Origin of the sequence: Sphingomicrobium lutaoense (assembly GCF_014195685.1) — a bacterium.
Classification (GTDB): domain Bacteria; phylum Pseudomonadota; class Alphaproteobacteria; order Sphingomonadales; family Sphingomonadaceae; genus Sphingomicrobium; species Sphingomicrobium lutaoense.
Genome location: NZ_JACICF010000001.1, coordinates 958,769 through 976,629 on the forward strand (window position 1 = coordinate 958,769; position 17,861 = coordinate 976,629).

The following is a 17,861-nucleotide window of genomic DNA, read 5'->3' on the forward strand; positions in this document are numbered from 1 at the left end:
TCCTACCCTGCGGAAGCGGGCGAATCGAGCGTGACGTCACCGGCACGCACGATGGTCACTTCGCCCTTGGCATCCTCCAGTCGCAATGCGCCGTCGGCTTCCAGCCCGGCAAAACGGCCGCGCTGCACCCCGCCTTCGCTGTCATGCACCGCCAGTTCGCTTCCGATGGGGTGCGCTTTCTGGATCCAGGCCATCACCAACGATGCCGGATCGGCCCCGCGCCATGCTGCCAGCAAGCGCGCAAAGCTTCCGGCAAGGATCGGCGCAAAAGCCTGCGGCGTCATGCTCAGATGATCCTTGAGACTGGTCGCGGGCCGACCCTCGATCTCGGGTGCACCTGCCAGATTGACCCCGAAACCGATGACGATACGATCATCGCTCCGCTCGGCGAGGATTCCGGCCACCTTTTTCCCGTCGAGAAGCAGGTCGTTCGGCCATTTGAGCTGGATGTCGGCCTGCGGAGCAGCGGCTTCCACCGCATCGGCGAGCGCAAGTCCCGCCACCAGCGAAAGCGTCGCCGGGCTCGGATCGCCCGCATGGAGCCGCACCAGCGTCGATCCGAGGAAATTGCCGTCGATCGACTGCCATTCGCGACCCTGCCGACCGCGACCGGCATCCTGCCGCCGCGCTATCAGCCAGTCGCCTTCCGCCGCCGCGACATCGGCAAGGAGGTCGGCATTGGTCGAACCGGTGACCTCGACGAGACGGATCTTGCTCAGAACAAGGCTCCGGCAGCATTGTCGGCGGCGCTGCCGATCGGCCCGATGAGCAGATAGCCCAGCGGCGAGACGATCAGCGCGAACAATCCGATGAAGGCCGCTTCGAGGTTACCGCATGCATAGTGCAGTTCCTCTTCGGCTTCGTCGAAATACATCACCTTGACGATCTTCAGATAGTAGAAGGCGCCCACGACCGTGCCGAGAATGCCCGCCACGGCAAGCGCAAACAGCCCCTGCTCGACCGCAGCGTTGAAGACCATCAGCTTGGGCCAGAAGCCGAACAGCGGCGGGATGCCCGCAAGGCTGAACATGAAGACCGCCAGCGCGGCCGCCATGCCCGGACGGCGTGACGACAGGCCTTTCAAGGCATCGATCGCTTCCACCGGCTCACCCGCCGCGTTGCGCAGGTTGAGCACGACGAGGAAGGCGCCGAGCGTCATCACGACATAGATCGCCATGTAGAACAGCACCGCGCTTACCCCGGCAGCCCCGCCGGCCGCCAAGCCGATCAGGACGAAGCCGATATTGTTGATCGAGGAATAGGCAAGAAGGCGCTTGATGTTGGTCTGCCCCCAGGCCGCGATCGCGCCGAGGAAGATCGAGGCCAAGGCCGCGAAGATGATGATCTGGCGCCACGCATCGATGGCCGGACCCAACGCTTCGATGCAGACCCGCGTGGCAAGCAGCACCGCCGCCACCTTGGGTGCCGAAGCGAAGAAGGTCGTGACCGGCGTCGGCGAGCCTTCATAGACATCGGGCGTCCACATGTGGAACGGCACTGCGCTGATCTTGAAGGCAAGGCCCGACAGGGTGAACACCAGGCCAAGCAGCAGGCCGATCCCCATCGCTTCGTCACGGCCGAGCGCAGCTGCGATCGCGCTGAACTGGGTCGAGCCAGTAAAGCCGTAGAGAAGCGAGATGCCGTAGAGCAGGATCCCGCTCGCCAGAGCGCCGAGCACGAAATATTTAAGCCCCGCCTCGGCCGAACGCGCATCGGTGCGCCGGTAGGAAGCGAGGATATAGGCAGAAAGGCTGTTGAGCTCGAGACCGACATAGAGGGTAATCATGTTGGTCGCCGAGACCATCACGCTCATCCCCACGGTCGCGAGCAGGATGAGGATCGGATATTCGGGCCCATGCTCATCGTCGCGCGCGAACCAGCTGTTCGCCGCGATGATCGCGACTGCGGCCGAGAGATAGATAAGCGCCTTGCCATAGACCGCGAAGGGATCGGCCGACAGGAGACCGCCGAACAGCGGACCCGCACTCGACGGCTCGGTTCCCACCAGCGCCGCAATCGTCGCCGCGATCAGCAGCGCGACCGTCCCCCAGGTCGTGATCTTGGTCGCGCGGCGGCCCATCGTCGATGCCGTGAGCATGAGGATCGGCTCACCGATGATGAGCATCAGTTCGGGAACGATGGCAGCGAAATTATAGGTCATTCGCCTGCTCCTTCCGCAGCTGCGGCGGCGCCGAGATGGGCATCGCCCTGCGGCGCCGAGTGTTCGATCCGTTCGAGCAGATAGCCCACGTCATTTCGCATCACTTCAAGGAAGCTTTCCGGATAAATGCCCATCCACAGCACCACGAGGGCGATGGGAACGAGCAACCAAATTTCACGCATGTCGAGATCGGGCATCGCTGCCGCGTCGGCATTGCGCTGGGTGCCGTAGCAGACCCGCCAGTAGAGGAAGAGCATATAGGCAGCGCCGAGAATGATCCCGGTGGTCGCGACCACGGCCGCCCAGCTCGACATTTCGTAGGTGCCGACCAATGAAAGGAATTCGCCGACGAAGCCCGAGGTGCCCGGCAGGCCGATCGACGCCATGGTGAAGAGAAGAAACAGCGTCGCATAGATCGGCATATTGTCGGCAAGGCCGCCATAGCGCGCGATCTCGCGGGTATGCAGCCGGTCATAGATCACGCCGACGCACAGGAAGAGCGCGCCCGAGACGAGGCCGTGCGAGAGCATCACCACCAACGCGCCTTCGATCCCCTGCCGGTTGAAGGCGAACAGGCCGAAAGTCACGAACGCCATGTGCGCGACCGACGAATAGGCGATGAGCTTCTTCATGTCCTTCTGCACCAGCGCGACGAGGCTGGTGTAGACGACCGCGATGCCGCTCAACACGAAGACCAGCGGAACGAATTCCGCCGAGGCGTCGGGGAACATCGGCAGCGAGAAACGTACGAAGCCATAGCCGCCCATCTTGAGGAGGACACCGGCCAGGATGACCGAACCCGCCGTGGGCGCCTGGACGTGTGCGTCGGGAAGCCAGGTATGCACCGGCCACATCGGCATCTTCACCGCGAAAGAAGCGAAGAAGGCCAGCCACAGCCACCATTGAACGCCCGCCGGGAAATCGGCTTCCATCAATTCGGGGATCGAGGTCGTCTCGGCGCTGATCACCATGTAGAGCATGGCAATCAGCATCAGCACCGAACCGGCCAGCGTGTAGAGGAAGAATTTATACGCCGCCTTGATGCGATCGGCCCCGCCCCAGATGCCGATGATCAGATACATCGGGATGAGGCCGCCTTCGAAGAAGATGTAGAAGAGCAGGAGATCCTGCGCCGCGAAGACGCCGATCATCAGCGCCTCCATCAGCAGGAAAGCGCTCATATATTCGGGCACGCGCTTCTCGATCGAACGCCAGCTCGCCCCGATGCAGATCGGCATGAGGAAGGTCGACAGGACAATCAGCAGCAAGGCGATGCCGTCGATGCCCAGCGCCCAAGCAGGCATGATGCCCCCTGCGCCCAGCGAGACATGTTCGACATATTGCCAACGCGCGCCGTCCGGATCGAAGCCAGCCCACAGCGCGATCCCCATCCCCAGCAGGGCCAGGGTGGTGACGAGCGCGGTCCAGCGCGCCGATGCCGCGGATTGAAAAAGGACGGCGACCCCCGCGACCAGCGGGAGAAGGATCATGGTCGAGAGAATGGGAAACTCCATCAGCGCGCCCACCAATAGGCCCAGCTTGCCGCGGCGATGAGGCCGAGCAGCATGACAAGGGCGTAACTGTAAAGATAACCGGATTGCAGCCTTGCGGTCAGGCGATTGCCCCAGCCCACGGCCGTGGCCGCGCCATGCGGACCGAAGCGGTCGATAGTCTGCTCGTCACCGCGCTTCCAGAAGATGCGCCCGATCCACATCGCCGGTTTGACGAAGATGAGATTGTAGAGCTCATCGAAATACCATTTGTGCATCAGGAAGGTGTGCAGACCGCCGAACATGGCGACGAACTTGGCCGGGTTTTTCGGTTTGCGGATATAATTGTTGTAGGCGATCCCGAGGCCGATCAGCATCACCAGCGCGGGCGAAAGCTTCACCCACAGAGGCACATGGTGCGCGGCTTCGACCAGTTCGGCATTGTGCACGAGGCTGCCCGCCCAGAAGGCCGCGCCTTCCTCGGTCCCGAAGAAGGGATAATAGAAGGCATAACCCGCGAAGATCGCACCGATGGTCAGCGCGCCCAGCGGGACGAGCATCGACCAGGGGCTTTCGTGCGGGTGGTAGCCGCCCGTGCCCTCGCGCACCGCGACCGGATGGTCATCGGCGCTGTCATGGTCGGCCACGACTTCGCTTTCATCCTCGTGATGGCCGTGAAGCGCGTGTTGGACATGCTCCGAAGAGGCCCAACGCGCCTTGCCATAGAAAGTGAGGAAGATGAGCCGCCAGCTGTAGAAGCTGGTGAGCAAGGCGGCGATCAGCGCGATTGCGAAAGCGAAGCCCGCCGACACATTGCCTCCGCCCATTACCGCGGCGGCATAGGCGCTCTCGATGATCGCATCCTTCGAATAGAAGCCTGCGAAGCCGAAAATGCCGATGATGCCCACGCCGGTGATCGCCAGCGTGCCGAAGATCATCGCCCAGAAGGTCAGCGGGATTTCCTTACGCAGCGCGCCATAATAGCGCATGTCCTGTTCGTGGTGCATCGCATGGATCACCGAACCCGCGCCAAGGAACAGCAGCGCCTTGAAGAAAGCGTGGGTGAAGAGGTGGAACATCGCCGCGCCATAGGCGCCCACGCCTGCGGCAAAGAACATGTAGCCGAGCTGCGAACAGGTCGAATAGGCGATCACCCGCTTGATGTCGTTCTGCACCGTACCCACCGTGGCGGCGAACAGCGCGGTCGCCGCACCGACATAGGTCACCACTTCGAGCGCGCCGGGAGCGGCATCGAACAGCGGCGACAGGCGGCAGACCATGAACACGCCCGCGGTCACCATGGTCGCGGCATGGATGAGCGCGCTGACCGGCGTGGGGCCTTCCATCGCATCGGGGAGCCAGGTGTGAAGGCCAAGCTGGGCCGACTTGCCCATCGCGCCGACGAACAGGAGAAGGCACAAGAGCGTCAGCGTATCTACGCGCATGCCGGCAAATCCGATCTCGGTTCCGACCGCGCCCGGAGCGGCCTCGAGGATCGCCGGGATCGACACCGTTCCGAACACCAGGAACACGCCGAAAATGCCGAGCGAGAAACCGAAATCGCCGACACGGTTGACCACGAAGGCCTTCATCGCGGCGGCATTGGCGCTGGGCTTGTGATACCAGAAACCGATCAGCAGGTAGGACGCGAGGCCGACCCCTTCCCAACCGAAGAACATCTGGACGAGGCTGTCGGCCGTCACCAGCATCAGCATCGCGAAGGTGAAGAGCGACAGATAGGAGAAGAAGCGCGGCTGGGAGGGATCTTCCTCCATATAGCCCCAGCTGTAGAGGTGGACGAGGCTCGACACGGTCGTCACCACGACCAGCATTACCGCAGTCAGCGTGTCGACCCGCAGCGCCCAGTCGACCACCATGTCGCCCGAACGGATCCAGTCGAGCACGGGCACGACCGTCTCGGTCTCGGCACCGGTGAGGAAGCCGATGAAGATCGGCCAGGACAGGATGCAGCTGAGGAACAGCGCACCGGTCGTCACCAGCTTGGAGGCGAACTTGCCGATGATCCGCCCGCCCAGGCCCGCGACGATCGCGGCCAGCAGCGGCAGGAAGACAATGAGGATGATCGAAGTCTGCATCAGCCACGCATCCGGTTGGCATCGTCAACCGCGATCGAGCCGCGGCGACGGAAGAAAATGACAAGAATGGCCAGCCCGATCGCCGCTTCCGCAGCGGCGACGGTCAGGACGAACATGGCGAAGACCTGCCCCGTGAGGTCGCCCAGATAGGCGCTGAACGCAACGAGGTTGATGTTCACCGCGAGGAGGATGAGTTCGATCGCCATCAGCATGAGGATGACGTTGCGGCGATTGAGGAAGATCCCCAGCACGCCGAGAACGAACAGGATGGCGGCAACGCCGAGATAATGGCCCAGCGTGATCATAATTCGACCCCCTTGCCGCTTTCGGGCGTGGTCATGCGGATCGCCTCTTCGGGATCGCGCCGCACCTGGTGATGGATTTTCTGGCCGCGCACGTCGCCGCGATCGCGGTGCGTGAGGACGATCGCGCCGATCATCGCGACAAGCAGGATGATGCCCGACAGCTCGAATGGAACGAGATAGCGGGTGTACATCAGCTCGCCCATCGCGCTGAGGTTGGACTGAGCGGTCGAGGCAGGCTGGTCACCGATCAGCGGACCCGAATTGGCCGCGGTGATCGCGATCAGCATCTCGGCCAGCAGGACGAGCGCGATGAGCAGCCCGATCGGCAAATTGCGCGTGAAGCCCGAGCGAAGCTTGGCGAAATCGATGTCGAGCATCATCACGATGAACAGGAACAGCACCGCGACCGCGCCGACATAGACCATCACGAGTAGCAGCGCGATGAACTCGGCACCGAGCAGGAGCATGAGCCCCGCCGCGTTGAAGAAGGCGACGATCAGCCACAGCACGCTGTGCACCGGGTTGCGCGCGAAGATGACCAGAATCCCCGAAAGGATGGTCAGCGTCGCGAACAAGTAGAAGGCAAAGATTCCGATCATGATATCCCCGTTCGGGCGCCCCTATCGATAGGCCGCATCGGCGGCAAGATTGGCGGCGATGGCCTGTTCCCACTGGTCACCATTTTCCAGCAGCTTGGCCTTGTCGTAGAGCAGTTCCTCACGCGTCTCGGTGGCGAATTCGAGATTGGGCCCCTGCACCACCGCATCCACCGGGCATGCTTCCTGGCAAAGCCCGCAATAGATGCATTTCACCATGTCGATGTCGTAGCGCGTGGTCCGGCGCGAACCGTCCTCGCGCGGATCGGCCTCGATGGTGATGGCCTGCGCGGGGCAGATCGCTTCGCAAAGCTTGCAGGCGATGCAACGCTCTTCCCCGTTGGGATAGCGGCGCAGCACATGCTCACCGCGAAAACGCGGGCTCTGCGGCGCTTTCTCATAGGGAAAGTTGATCGTCGCCTTGGGCTTGAAGAAATATTTCAGCGTCAGCGCATGGGCTTTCACGAATTCCCACAGCGTAAAGGCCTTGAGGGTGCGGGCGATCACAGCGCGCCTCCTTCGAAACGGGTGAACATGAGCCAGCCCGACACCAGGGCAACGAACGCCAGGCTGAGCGGGAGAAAGATCTTCCAGCCAAGGCGCATCAGCTGGTCATAGCGGTAGCGCGGCACGGTCGCCTTCACCCAACCGAACATGAAGAAGAAGATGCCCATCTTGAGGAACAGCCAGAAGATGCCCGGGATGGCGTAGAGCGGTTCCCAATCCACCGGAGGCAGGAAGCCGCCCCAGAACAGGATCGCGTTGAGCGCGCACATCAGGATGACATTGGCATATTCGCCGAGCCAGAAGAGCGCGAAGCTCATCGACGAATATTCGGTCTGGTGACCGGCCACGAGCTCGGATTCCGCTTCGACGAGGTCGAACGGCGTACGGAAGGTCTCTGCCATCGAGGAGATGAAGAAGACCACTGCCATCGGGAAAAGCAGCGGGTTGAAGCCATAGCCATTGAGAAGGCCGAGCACATGGCCCTGCTGCCCCAGGATGATGGCGGTAAGGTTCATCGACCCCGCCCACAGGATCACGCCCATGATGACGAAGCCGATCGAGACTTCGTAGCTGACCATCTGCGCGGCAGCGCGTAGCGCCGAAAAGAAGGGATATTTGGAGTTGGATGCCCAACCCGCGATGATCACGCCATAAACGCCCAGTGACGAAGCGGCGAGGATGTAGAGCAGGCCGACATTGATGTCCGCAAGCACGACGCCCACGTCGAAAGGGATCACCGCCCAGACGATCAGCGCGACAGTGAAAGTGATCACCGGCGCGATCAGGAACAGCGCCTTGTTCGCGCTCGAGGGAATGATGGTTTCCTTGAGGAAGACCTTCAGACCGTCGGCAAAGCTCTGCAGCAGCCCCCACGGCCCGACCACGTTGGGTCCGCGCCGGAGAGCGATCGCCGCCCAGATCTTGCGCTCGGTATAGATAACCATCGCCACCGCGAGCATCAGCGGAAGCGCGATGAGGAGAATGTGGATGAGCGTACCCAGGCCATAGGCCCAGTCTTGCTGCATACCGGCCGCTTCGAAGCCCTGCACCGCGCCGCCCCAGAAAGCGGTCGAGAAGAATTCGCCCACGCCCGGGATCAGCCATCCCAGCAGGACCAAGGCAGCGACAATCGCCACGATGAGGACAAGCGCGATCATTCCGCGGCCTCCGCGAAGGTTTCGCCATGCACGAGTTCGGCCGAGCAGCGCTGCATCGTCGGGCTGGCGCGGCAGATGGCGTTGGTGAGATAGAAATCGTCGATGGGATAGCGGATCGCGCCTTCACCCTTTGCCGCCAGTTGTGCCGGCGAGAAAGGCAGGTCGAGCACGACGCCGTCGTCCACGCCCAGTTCGGGCACGGCCTTGATCATGGCAGCGCGCAATTCCGCAAAGTTATCGAATTTCAATGGTTTACCGAGAAGCTCGGAGACGGCACGGAAGATCGACCAATCCTCGCGGGCATCGCCTGGGGCGAAGACCGCCTTCTCGCCGCGCTGCACCCGGCCTTCGATATTGACATAGGTGCCATGCTTTTCAGCATAGGACGCGCCGGGCAGGACCAAGTCGGCCTGCGCCGCGCCCTTGTCGCCATGATGGCCGACATAGACCTTGAAGGCCTTGGGAAAAGCATCCTCGGCCAGTTCGTCGGCGCCGAGCATCAGGACCAGCTTGGGCTTGGCAGCCTTCACGCCTTCGAGGCCATCCTCGTGCGCATAACCGAGCATCAGGCCCGCCATGCGCGAAGCGGCAGTATGCAGCACGTTGAAGCCGTTCCAGTCGCCGCGAATGACGTTCAGGGCATGGGCTGCAGCCTGGGCATCCCCCTGCCCGCCCGCGGCCAGGAGGCCCGGCCCCGCGATGAAGACGGGCCGCTCCGCCCGTTCGAAGGCATCGGTGACGTCGCTCGGCAGCTTGCCGAGGATCGACAGGTCATTGCCAAGGAAGCTGACCGGATAAGTCAGGTCGACTTCGGGGCCGACCGCATAGACCTTTGCGCCGCGCCTGACCGCCTTGCGCACGCGCGTGTTCACCAGCGGCGCTTCCCAGCGCAAATTGGTGCCCGCGAGGAAGATGACATCGGCATTCTCGATGTCGGCAATGGGCGTGTTGAACCGCACCGCGCCGAGGCTCGACACGTCATAACGAAGGCCCGTCTGCCGTCCCTCGAACAATTTGCCGCGCTGCTGGGTGAGCAGCGCCTTGGCGGCGAACATGGTCTCGGCGTCGACGAGGTCACCGGCGATCGCCGCAACCTTGCTCTTGGCTTCCGAAAGCTGGTCGGCGAACAGCTGCAACGCTCCGGCCCAGTCGGCCGCGCGCAGCTTGCCATTCTCGCGGATCCACGGACGGTCGAGGCGGCGCCGCACGAGCGCATCTACATTGTGACGCGTCTTGTCGTGCGCCCACTCCTCGTTCACCGCATCGTTGATGCGCGGGAGGATGCGCATCACCTGGCGGCCACGGACGTCCATGCGGATGTTGGTGCCGACCGCGTCCATCACGTCGATGCCCGGCACTTTCTTCAGCTCCCAGGGACGCGCTTCGAAGGCATAGGGCTTCGACAGGAGCGCGCCGACCGGGCAGAGGTCGACCACATTGCCCGACAGCTCCGATTTCACGGCCTTTTCGAGATAGGTGGTGATCTGCGCGTCCTCGCCGCGGAAATACATGCCCATCTCGTCGGTGCCCGCGACTTCCTCGGTGAAGCGGACGCAGCGAGTGCACTGGATGCAACGGGTCATCGCCGTCTTGACGATGGGGCCCATATATTTGTCTTCGACCGCGCGCTTGTTTTCATCATAGCGCGAGGTCCCGCGGCCATAGGCCATGGCCTGGTCCTGCAAGTCGCATTCGCCGCCCTGGTCGCAGATCGGGCAATCGAGCGGGTGGTTGATGAGGAGGAATTCCATCACCCCTTCGCGGGCCTTCTTGACCATCGGGGTGTCGGTGCGGATTTCCTGGCCTTCGGCGGCGGGCAGCGCGCAGCTGGCCTGCGGCTTGGGCGGGCCGGGCTTCACCTCGACGAGGCACATGCGGCAGTTGCCGGCGATGCTCAGCCGTTCGTGATAGCAGAAACGGGGGATTTCCTTACCCGCCAGCTCGCACGCCTGGAGGACGGTTGCGCCATCGGGCACGTCCAATTCGACGCCATCTACGGTGACTTTAGGCATTATTCAGCAGCCTCCAGCCGATCGCCGCGTTCGGCGATCCGGCGTTCGATTTCGGGTCGGAAGTGGCGGATGAGGCCCTGGATCGGCCAGGCGGCGGCGTCACCCAATGCGCAGATGGTGTGGCCTTCGACTTGCTTGGTCACATCGAGCAAGCGGTCGATGGTGCCGATCTCGGCATCGCCTTCGCGCAGCTTTTCCATGGTGCGCCACATCCAGCCCGTGCCTTCGCGGCACGGCGTGCACTGGCCGCAGCTTTCATGCTTGTAGAAATAGGAAATCCGGCTGATCGCCTTCACGATGTCGGTGGACTTGTCCATCACGATCACCGCCGCGGTGCCGAGACCCGAGCCCTGGTCCTTCAGGCCATCGAAGTCCATCGGGCAGTCCATGATGTCCTTGGCGGGGACCAGCGGGACCGACGAACCGCCGGGAATGACCGCGAGCAGATTGTCCCACCCCCCGGTGATACCGCCGCAATGCTTCTCGATGAGTTCGCGGAAGGGAATGCTCATCGCTTCTTCGACCACGCAGGGCTTTTCGACATGGCCCGAGATCTGGAAGAGCTTGGTGCCGGCGTTATTCTCGCGCCCGAAGCTCTTGAACCATGCCGCGCCGCGACGCAGGATCGTGGGGACCACCGCGATGCTTTCGACATTGTTGACCGTGGTCGGGCAGCCATAGAGGCCCGCTCCCGCCGGGAAAGGCGGCTTCAGGCGCGGCTGGCCCTTCTTGCCCTCGAGGCTTTCGAGCATCGCGGTTTCTTCGCCGCAGATATAGGCGCCCGCGCCCCGGTGCAGGAAAAGATCGAAATCATAGCCAGAACCGGCGGCATTCTTGCCAAGAAGGCCCGCTTCATAGGCTTCGTCGATCGCGCGCTGCATCGCGATCGCTTCCTGGATATATTCGCCGCGAATGTAGATGTAGGCGGCGCGTGCGCGCATCGCGAAGCTCGACAGGAGCGCGCCTTCGATCAGTTTGTGCGGATCGTGGCGGATGATCTCGCGGTCCTTGCACGAGCCAGGCTCGGATTCGTCGGCATTGATGACGAGGAAGTTGGGACGGCCCGGCGTCGGTTCCTTGGGCATGAAGCCCCATTTCACGCCGGTCGGGAAGCCCGCGCCGCCGCGACCGCGAAGGCCCGATTCCTTGACGATCTCGATGATCGCGTCCTGGCCAAGCTGCATGAGCTTGGCGGTATCGTCCCAATCGCCGCGCGCCTGCGCTTCCTTGAGCCAGGGCGACTGGAAGCCATAGACGTTGGTGAAGATCCGGTCCTTGTCGGTGAGGCTGGTGATGCCGCTCATCACTTCTTCTCCAACAATTTGGTGGCGCCGGCATAAAGCGCGACGGCGAGAAGCACGCCGATTGCCAGCCCGATAAGACCCTTGAGAATCTTCCAGGCGACGATGATCGCGAGGATGGCGATGCCGATCTTGAGGAGCTGCTGCATTACCATTGCCCCCGATAATCGTAATTGCGTTCGGCCATCTTCTTGAGGGTCGTGGGCCCGCCTTCGGGCTCGCTCGACACGCGGCCGACCTGCGATCCGGTCTTGGGCTCCTGCCCCGCCGCCAGCGCATCGAGGATCGCGCCCGCGCTTTCGGGCGTCAGGTCCTCATAATTGTCGTCGTTGATCTGGAACATCGGCGCGTTGGCGCAAGTGCCCATGCATTCGACCTCGGTCAGCGTGAACATGCCGTCGTCGGTGGTCGCGCCCTTCTTCATGCCGCGCGCCTGGCAGGCCGCGATGATGCTCTCGGCGCCGCGCAGCATGCAGGGCGTCGTGCCGCACACCTGGACATGATATTTGCCGACCGGGACGAGGTTATACATGGTGTAGAAGCTCGCCACTTCCATCACGCGCACGACGGGCATCGACAGTTCGCGCGCGACGAATTCGATCACCGGAATGGGCAGCCAGCCCTGCGTATCGGTCATCCGCCCGACCTGCCGTTGGGCAAGATCGAGAAAGGGCAAGCAGGCCGACGCCTGGCGACCGGCGGGATATTTGGCGAGAATCTTCTCGGCCGCGGCCAGGGAAATCTCGTCCCATGCGAATTCGCCCCACTGCGCGCGCAGTTCGGGCGTATCGGCGGCAAAATGACGATTAGCCATCGTGATATTCCTTCGACAGGAAGCGCTTTTCCTTCTTTGTCGGGTGGCCCTTTAGTTTGGCCGCCCAAAGCCGAACGCCGTAAACAAGAGACGTAATCGAAAGGAGGGCCGATAGAATGGCCAGCACTTGCAGCGCGACACCCATCCAGCCTTCTGCGACATTGCTCTCTTCAAACAAGAAATAGCTCAGGACGGCAAAAGCCAATGGCGGCATGCTCACGGTGTATTCTGTCAACGAACCACCGGGATACTCAACACCACCGCTGTACCATCGATTGATGAGAGCGCGCAGATTCACCGATCACACTCCCCGAAGACCACGTCGATCGCGCTGAGCACCGCAGTGGTGTCGGCGAGCATGTGGCCTCTCATCATGAAATCCATCGCCTGCAGGTGGCTGAACGCGGTCGGCCGGATCTTGCAGCGATAGGGTTTGTTGGTGCCGTCGGCGACGAGATAGACGCCGAACTCGCCCTTGGGGCTTTCGGTCGCGACATAGACCTCGCCCGCGGGCACGTGATAGCCCTCGGTGTAAAGCTTGAAGTGGTGGATCAGCGCTTCCATCGACTGCTTCATCTCGCCGCGCTTGGGCGGGAAGACCTTGCGGTCGAGGCTGCCGATCGGGCCTTCGGGCATTTCCTTCAGGCACTGGCGCATGATGCGCGCCGACTGGCGCACCTCTTCGACGCGGACCATGAAACGGTCGTAGCAATCGCCCTTGGTGCCGACCGGCACGTCGAATTCCATGCGGTCATAGACCTCATAGGGCTGCGACTTGCGCAGATCCCAGGGAATGCCCGCCGCGCGGATCATCGGGCCCGAGAAGCCCCATGCGAGCGCATCTTCCTTGCTGACCACGCCGATATCGACATTGCGCTGCTTGAAGATGCGGTTGTCGGCGACGAGGCTGATCGCGTCCTCGAACAGCGGCATGCGCTTGTCGAGAAATTCGCTCATCTGCGCGAGCACAATTTCCGGAATGTCCTGGTGCACCCCGCCGACGCGGAAATAATTGGCATGCATGCGCGCGCCCGACACGGCTTCGTAAAGCTGCATCGTGTCTTCGCGCACCTCGAAGAGCCACAGGTTGGGCGTCATCGCGCCGACGTCCATGATATGGCTGCCAAGGTTGAGCATGTGATTGGAAATGCGGGTCAATTCCGCCATCAGCACGCGGATGTACTGGGCGCGAAGCGGCACTTCGAGGCCCATCAGCTTTTCCACGGCGAGCACGTAGCTGTGCTCCATGCACATGGGGCTGCAATAATCGAGGCGATCGAAATAAGGCAGCGCCTGCGCGTAGGTCTTATATTCGATCAGCTTCTCGGTACCGCGATGCAGCAAGCCGACATGGGGATCGACGCGCTCGACGATTTCGCCGTCCAGCTCCATGATCAGACGCAGCACGCCGTGCGCAGCGGGATGCTGCGGGCCGAAGTTGATCGTATAGTTGGAGACCGTTTCGTCGCCCGGAGTGGGCTTGTCGCCCATCGGGATCGCCCGTTCGTCGGGGAAGGTCTGGATTTCGACGCGAGTGGTCACTCACCATCCTCCTTGCGCGGATCGACCGGCGCATCTTCGCGGGTTTCGGGCGCGTCCTCATCGGTCATCTTGCCGCCCGCATGGCCGGCCTTGTCGGCAACCGGATCGCGCGCTTCTTCCTGCGCCTTTTCATTGGTCGGCTCGCCTGCACCCGTGTCCGATTTTTCGTCGGTGGTCTTGGGATCGCCGGGGCCTGCCTTGGCCTTGACCTCGGGTTCGCCACGCTTTTCGCCCGGAGTCGGCGCGCCGGGCGCCTGACCTTCGGCCTTTTCATCACCGGGGAGGCGATATTCAGGGCCTTCCCACGGCATGAGGAAGTCGAAGGTGCGGAAATCCTGGGGCAGGTCGACGGGTTCGTAGATCACCCGCTTTTCCTCTTCGGAATAGCGCAGTTCGACATAGCCCGTCATCGGGAAGTCCTTGCGCAGCGGATGGCCTTCGAAGCCATAGTCGGTGAGGATGCGGCGAAGGTCGGGATTGCCCGAGAAATTGACGCCGTATAGGTCGAACACCTCGCGTTCGAGCCAGCCCGCGACCGGCCACAGACCCGTGAGGCTGGGAACCGGCTGCTCCTCGTCGGTCATGACCTTGAGGCGCACGCGATGGTTGTGCGTGACCGAGAGGAAGTGATAATTCACCTCGAACCGCTCGGGCCGCTGCGGATAGTCGCAGCCTGCGATTTCCATCAGCTGCTGATATCCGAAATCGTCGCGCAGGATGCGCGCGGCCTCGACCAGGCCATCGCGGTTGAGCGTGATGGTCAGCTCGTCGGCATGATCCTTGGCATCGACGAAGGCAGCGCCGATGGCCTTGCGATAATCGTCGAGAAAGCCTTCGCGCGGGGCGATGATGGGAGCAGGACTGGTCACCGTTCGATCGTCCCTTCGCGGCGGATCTTCCGCTGCAACTGGAGGATGCCGTAGAGCAGCGCTTCGGCGGTCGGCGGGCAGCCCGGGACATAGATATCCACCGGCACGATCCGGTCGCAGCCGCGAACGACGCTGTAGCTATAATGGTAATAGCCGCCGCCATTGGCACAGCTGCCCATCGAGATGACGTAGCGCGGCTCCGACATCTGGTCGTAGACCTTGCGGAGCGCGGGCGCCATCTTGTTGCACAGTGTCCCAGCGACGATCATCACGTCGGACTGGCGCGGCGAAGCGCGCGGAGCGACGCCGAAACGTTCAAGGTCGTAGCGGGGCATGTTCACATGGATCATTTCGACCGCGCAGCAAGCGAGGCCGAAGGTCATCCACCACAGGCTGCCGGTACGGGCCCATTTGAAGAGGTCCTCGGTCGTGGTGACGAGAAAGCCCTTCTCGTCCAGCTCGCGCTGCATTTCCTCGAACTGCTTCATCTCGGGCGAGCCCGGGACCAGTCCGGCGGCGCGCGCCAGTTCCTCTTCGGTCGGGTGCGGATTGGCCGCGGGGTCGAGCATCACTCCCATTCGAGCGCTCCCTTCTGCCAGGCATAGACAAGGCCGAGGGCCAGTTCGGTAAGAAAGATCATCATCGCGATCCACGCCGCCCAGCCGGTGCCCATCAGGCTGACCGCCCAGGGGAAGAGGAAGGCGACTTCGAGATCGAAGATGATGAACAGGATGGCGACGAGATAGAATCGCACGTCAAACTGGTCACGGCTGTCCTCGAAGGCGGGGAAGCCACATTCATATTCGGACAGCTTCTCGGGGTCGGGCCGATGCGCGCCGGTCAGGCGGCTAACCAGCATCGGCAGGCCGACGAATGCGCTCGACAACGCCAATGCGACGGCGAGGAAGAGAAGGATCGGCAAATATCCGGCGGCGACGTCGGCCAAGGGGGTGGCTCCCGAGAGTGACAAAGGATGGCCGCGCTTTAGGACAGCCAATCCGACCTATCAACCGCCTAAAGGGCGTGATTGCCCCTTATTTTCCCGATCAGCGCAGCGAGCGGGCGACGAGCTTGTGCAGCTTGCTGTGCAATTCGCCATTGGCGGCAAGGAATTCGCGGCGTGCGATCATCCGGTCCTGCCCGCGATAATCGGTGACGAAACCGCCCGCTTCCTTGACGAGGAGAAGGCCCGCAGCAACATCCCAGATGTCGAGATCGTCTTCCCAGAAGCCGTCCATCCGGCCCGCCGCGACCCAGGCGAGATCGAGGCTCGCCGCGCCGAAGCGACGGATGCCTGAGACTTCGGGAGCGATCGCGCCATAGATACGCGTCCAGTTGGCGACATTGCCGCGACCGAAGTGCGGCATGCCGGTACCGACGAGCGCCTCATCGAGGTGGCGGCGCGCCGAAACGCGCAGCCGGGCATCGTGGAGCCATGCGCCCCTGCCCTTCTCGGCCCAGAAGCTTTCGTCGGTAAGCGGCTGGTAGACGAGTGCGTGGGTGATCTCGCCTTCGCCATTGGGCTTGCGGTCCTCGACCGCGATCGAGATGGCGAAATGCGGAATGCCGTGGAGGAAGTTCGAGGTGCCGTCGAGCGGATCGACGATCCAGCGCGGCTTGGCGGGGTCGCCCTCGATGGTGCCGCCTTCTTCCATGACGATGCCCCAGTCGGGGCGCGCGTGCTGCAGTTCCTCGACGATGGTGCGCTCGGCGCGCTGGTCGGCCATCGAGACGAAGTCGGCCGGGCCTTTCTTGGAGACCTGGAGCTGCTCGACTTCGCCATAGTCGCGGCGCAGGCGCGGGGCGGCCTTGCGCGCCGCCCTGTTCATTACGGTGATCAGGCCGGAGTGGGAAACCATTACTTCTTCTTTTCCTTGCTAGCGGGCTTCTGGGTGCCGGCGGCGGCATGGGCCAGCGTTTCCAGCGCGCTGGAGATATTCTTCAGCCGTTCTTCCTGGCCGGTGACGTCGTGGCGCGTGGCGAGCCAGACGGGATCGTTATAGGCGATGATCACGCGGCCATCATGGTCCTGGTAGATTGCCATGCGCTGCGGAAGATCGAGCGCGGCTTCGGGCGACTGCTGCATGAGGTGGGTGCCCACCTCGGGCTTGCCGAAATAGAGCGTGGTGGCGGGAGCGAGTTCGAGATCGACGCCCCCTGCATTGGCGCTGTGATCGACCTTGGCAATGAGCGCGATGCCCGCATCTTCGAGGGCCTTTTCGACCCGCTCGACGCTTTCCTCGACCGTGCCCCTGCTTTCGAGGGTCACGACGCCGTTCCCATAGGAGGAGACTGCCTTGCCGCTGGCTTCGACCGCGGCATCGTCCCTTTCCTCTGGCGAAGCGAGGTTGGCGGGTGCGGTTCCGAAATCGCACCCGGCCAGCATCGCCGCCCCTGCCAACAGGAACAGCCGGCGCATCAGTCGGCCCGCTTCACATAGCTGGAATCGCGGGTGTCGACGATGACGCGGGTGCCGGCGCCGATGTGCGGCGGGACCATGATGCGCACGCCATTGTCGAGGACGGCGGGTTTGTAGCTCGACGAAGCGGTCTGCCCCTTCACGACGGCATCGGCCTCGACGATCTCGGCTTCGATCTGGTCGGGGAGCTGAACGCTGATGGGCTTTTCGTCATAAAGCTCCATGATGACGTCCATGCCGTCCTGCAAGAAAGCGGCCTGGTCGCCGAGAAGGTCGCGCTGAAGGACGATCTGCTCGTAATTTTCCTTGTCCATGAAGGTCAGTTCCTCGCCATCGGCGAAGAGGAACTGGAAATCCTTGGTGTCGAGGCGAACGCGTTCGACCGTTTCGGCCGACCGGAAACGGACGTTGTTCTTGCGTCCGTCGATGAGGTTCTTGAGTTCGACCTGCATATAGGCCCCGCCCTTGCCGGGCTGGGTATGCTGGATTTTGACGGCCTTCCAGATGCCGCCTTCATATTCGATGATATTGCCGGGACGAATGTCCACACCGCTGATCTTCATTTGCGATCCGCCTATATGCCATGACAAGT

Annotated in this window: 20 protein-coding genes; all 20 read right to left on the minus strand. The window is 62.7% G+C overall.

What is annotated here, in order from left to right; genetic code table 11:
- Window positions 1-2 precede the first annotated feature (2 nt).
- The 20 genes from FHS50_RS04545 to efp all read right to left on the minus strand — a co-directional run bounded on the left by FHS50_RS04545 (window position 3) and on the right by efp (window position 17,832).
- Window positions 3-806, minus strand: coding sequence for a biotin--[acetyl-CoA-carboxylase] ligase (locus tag FHS50_RS04545; protein ID WP_322597115.1), 804 nt, complete (start codon window positions 804-806; stop codon window positions 3-5).
- On the minus strand, window positions 716-2,161 hold the full coding sequence (gene nuoN / locus FHS50_RS04550; protein WP_183933180.1) for an NADH-quinone oxidoreductase subunit NuoN: 1,446 nt from the start codon (window positions 2,159-2,161) through the stop codon (window positions 716-718). Before nuoN ends, FHS50_RS04545 begins: the two co-directional genes overlap by 91 nt.
- A complete protein-coding gene (locus FHS50_RS04555) occupies window positions 2,158-3,678 on the minus strand; it encodes an NADH-quinone oxidoreductase subunit M (protein ID WP_183933893.1) in 1,521 nt (506 codons plus the stop codon). The genes nuoN and FHS50_RS04555 overlap by 4 nt, the downstream gene beginning before the upstream one ends.
- Window positions 3,675-5,747 (minus strand): NADH-quinone oxidoreductase subunit L, encoded by a 2,073-nt coding sequence (gene nuoL, locus FHS50_RS04560; RefSeq protein ID WP_183933181.1) that lies wholly within the window; start codon window positions 5,745-5,747, stop codon window positions 3,675-3,677. Before nuoL ends, FHS50_RS04555 begins: the two co-directional genes overlap by 4 nt.
- Entirely contained in the window at window positions 5,747-6,052 is a 306-nt protein-coding gene (gene nuoK / locus FHS50_RS04565; protein ID WP_183933182.1) for an NADH-quinone oxidoreductase subunit NuoK, read from the minus strand. Before nuoK ends, nuoL begins: the two co-directional genes overlap by 1 nt.
- Window positions 6,049-6,651: an NADH-quinone oxidoreductase subunit J gene (locus FHS50_RS04570; protein ID WP_183933183.1), complete on the minus strand. Its 603-nt coding sequence runs from the start codon at window positions 6,649-6,651 to the stop codon at window positions 6,049-6,051. Before FHS50_RS04570 ends, nuoK begins: the two co-directional genes overlap by 4 nt.
- A 21-nt stretch (window positions 6,652-6,672) precedes the next feature.
- Entirely contained in the window at window positions 6,673-7,155 is a 483-nt protein-coding gene (nuoI, locus tag FHS50_RS04575; protein WP_265569043.1) for an NADH-quinone oxidoreductase subunit NuoI, read from the minus strand.
- Window positions 7,152-8,180, minus strand: coding sequence for an NADH-quinone oxidoreductase subunit NuoH (gene nuoH, locus FHS50_RS04580; protein WP_183933895.1), 1,029 nt, complete (start codon window positions 8,178-8,180; stop codon window positions 7,152-7,154). The genes nuoI and nuoH overlap by 4 nt, the downstream gene beginning before the upstream one ends.
- A 128-nt stretch (window positions 8,181-8,308) precedes the next feature.
- On the minus strand, window positions 8,309-10,324 hold the full coding sequence (gene nuoG / locus FHS50_RS04585; RefSeq protein ID WP_183933184.1) for an NADH-quinone oxidoreductase subunit NuoG: 2,016 nt from the start codon (window positions 10,322-10,324) through the stop codon (window positions 8,309-8,311).
- A complete protein-coding gene (nuoF, locus tag FHS50_RS04590) occupies window positions 10,324-11,628 on the minus strand; it encodes an NADH-quinone oxidoreductase subunit NuoF (RefSeq protein ID WP_183933185.1) in 1,305 nt (434 codons plus the stop codon). The genes nuoG and nuoF overlap by 1 nt, the downstream gene beginning before the upstream one ends.
- Window positions 11,628-11,774 (minus strand): hypothetical protein, encoded by a 147-nt coding sequence (locus FHS50_RS04595; RefSeq protein ID WP_183933186.1) that lies wholly within the window; start codon window positions 11,772-11,774, stop codon window positions 11,628-11,630. Before FHS50_RS04595 ends, nuoF begins: the two co-directional genes overlap by 1 nt.
- Window positions 11,774-12,439, minus strand: coding sequence for a complex I 24 kDa subunit family protein (locus FHS50_RS04600; protein WP_183933187.1), 666 nt, complete (start codon window positions 12,437-12,439; stop codon window positions 11,774-11,776). The genes FHS50_RS04595 and FHS50_RS04600 overlap by 1 nt, the downstream gene beginning before the upstream one ends.
- Window positions 12,432-12,737 (minus strand): hypothetical protein, encoded by a 306-nt coding sequence (locus FHS50_RS04605; RefSeq protein WP_183933188.1) that lies wholly within the window; start codon window positions 12,735-12,737, stop codon window positions 12,432-12,434. The genes FHS50_RS04600 and FHS50_RS04605 overlap by 8 nt, the downstream gene beginning before the upstream one ends.
- A complete protein-coding gene (locus FHS50_RS04610; protein WP_183933896.1) occupies window positions 12,734-13,930 on the minus strand; it encodes an NADH-quinone oxidoreductase subunit D in 1,197 nt (398 codons plus the stop codon). The genes FHS50_RS04605 and FHS50_RS04610 overlap by 4 nt, the downstream gene beginning before the upstream one ends.
- Before the next feature lie 47 nt (window positions 13,931-13,977).
- A complete protein-coding gene (locus tag FHS50_RS04615) occupies window positions 13,978-14,850 on the minus strand; it encodes an NADH-quinone oxidoreductase subunit C (protein WP_183933189.1) in 873 nt (290 codons plus the stop codon).
- Window positions 14,847-15,428 (minus strand): NuoB/complex I 20 kDa subunit family protein, encoded by a 582-nt coding sequence (locus FHS50_RS04620; protein WP_183933190.1) that lies wholly within the window; start codon window positions 15,426-15,428, stop codon window positions 14,847-14,849. The genes FHS50_RS04615 and FHS50_RS04620 overlap by 4 nt, the downstream gene beginning before the upstream one ends.
- The gene (ndhC, locus tag FHS50_RS04625; protein WP_183933191.1) at window positions 15,419-15,796 is read right to left on the minus strand and encodes an NADH-quinone oxidoreductase subunit A; all 378 of its coding nucleotides are present in this window, start codon (window positions 15,794-15,796) and stop codon (window positions 15,419-15,421) included. Before ndhC ends, FHS50_RS04620 begins: the two co-directional genes overlap by 10 nt.
- Window positions 15,797-15,896: 100 nt before the next feature.
- The gene (locus FHS50_RS04630; protein ID WP_183933192.1) at window positions 15,897-16,709 is read right to left on the minus strand and encodes an inositol monophosphatase family protein; all 813 of its coding nucleotides are present in this window, start codon (window positions 16,707-16,709) and stop codon (window positions 15,897-15,899) included.
- Complete coding sequence (locus tag FHS50_RS04635) at window positions 16,709-17,269, minus strand: DUF302 domain-containing protein (RefSeq protein WP_183933193.1); 561 nt, start codon at window positions 17,267-17,269, stop codon at window positions 16,709-16,711. The genes FHS50_RS04630 and FHS50_RS04635 overlap by 1 nt, the downstream gene beginning before the upstream one ends.
- Complete coding sequence (gene efp, locus FHS50_RS04640; protein WP_183933194.1) at window positions 17,269-17,832, minus strand: elongation factor P; 564 nt, start codon at window positions 17,830-17,832, stop codon at window positions 17,269-17,271. The genes FHS50_RS04635 and efp overlap by 1 nt, the downstream gene beginning before the upstream one ends.
- Window positions 17,833-17,861: the final 29 nt, after the last annotated feature.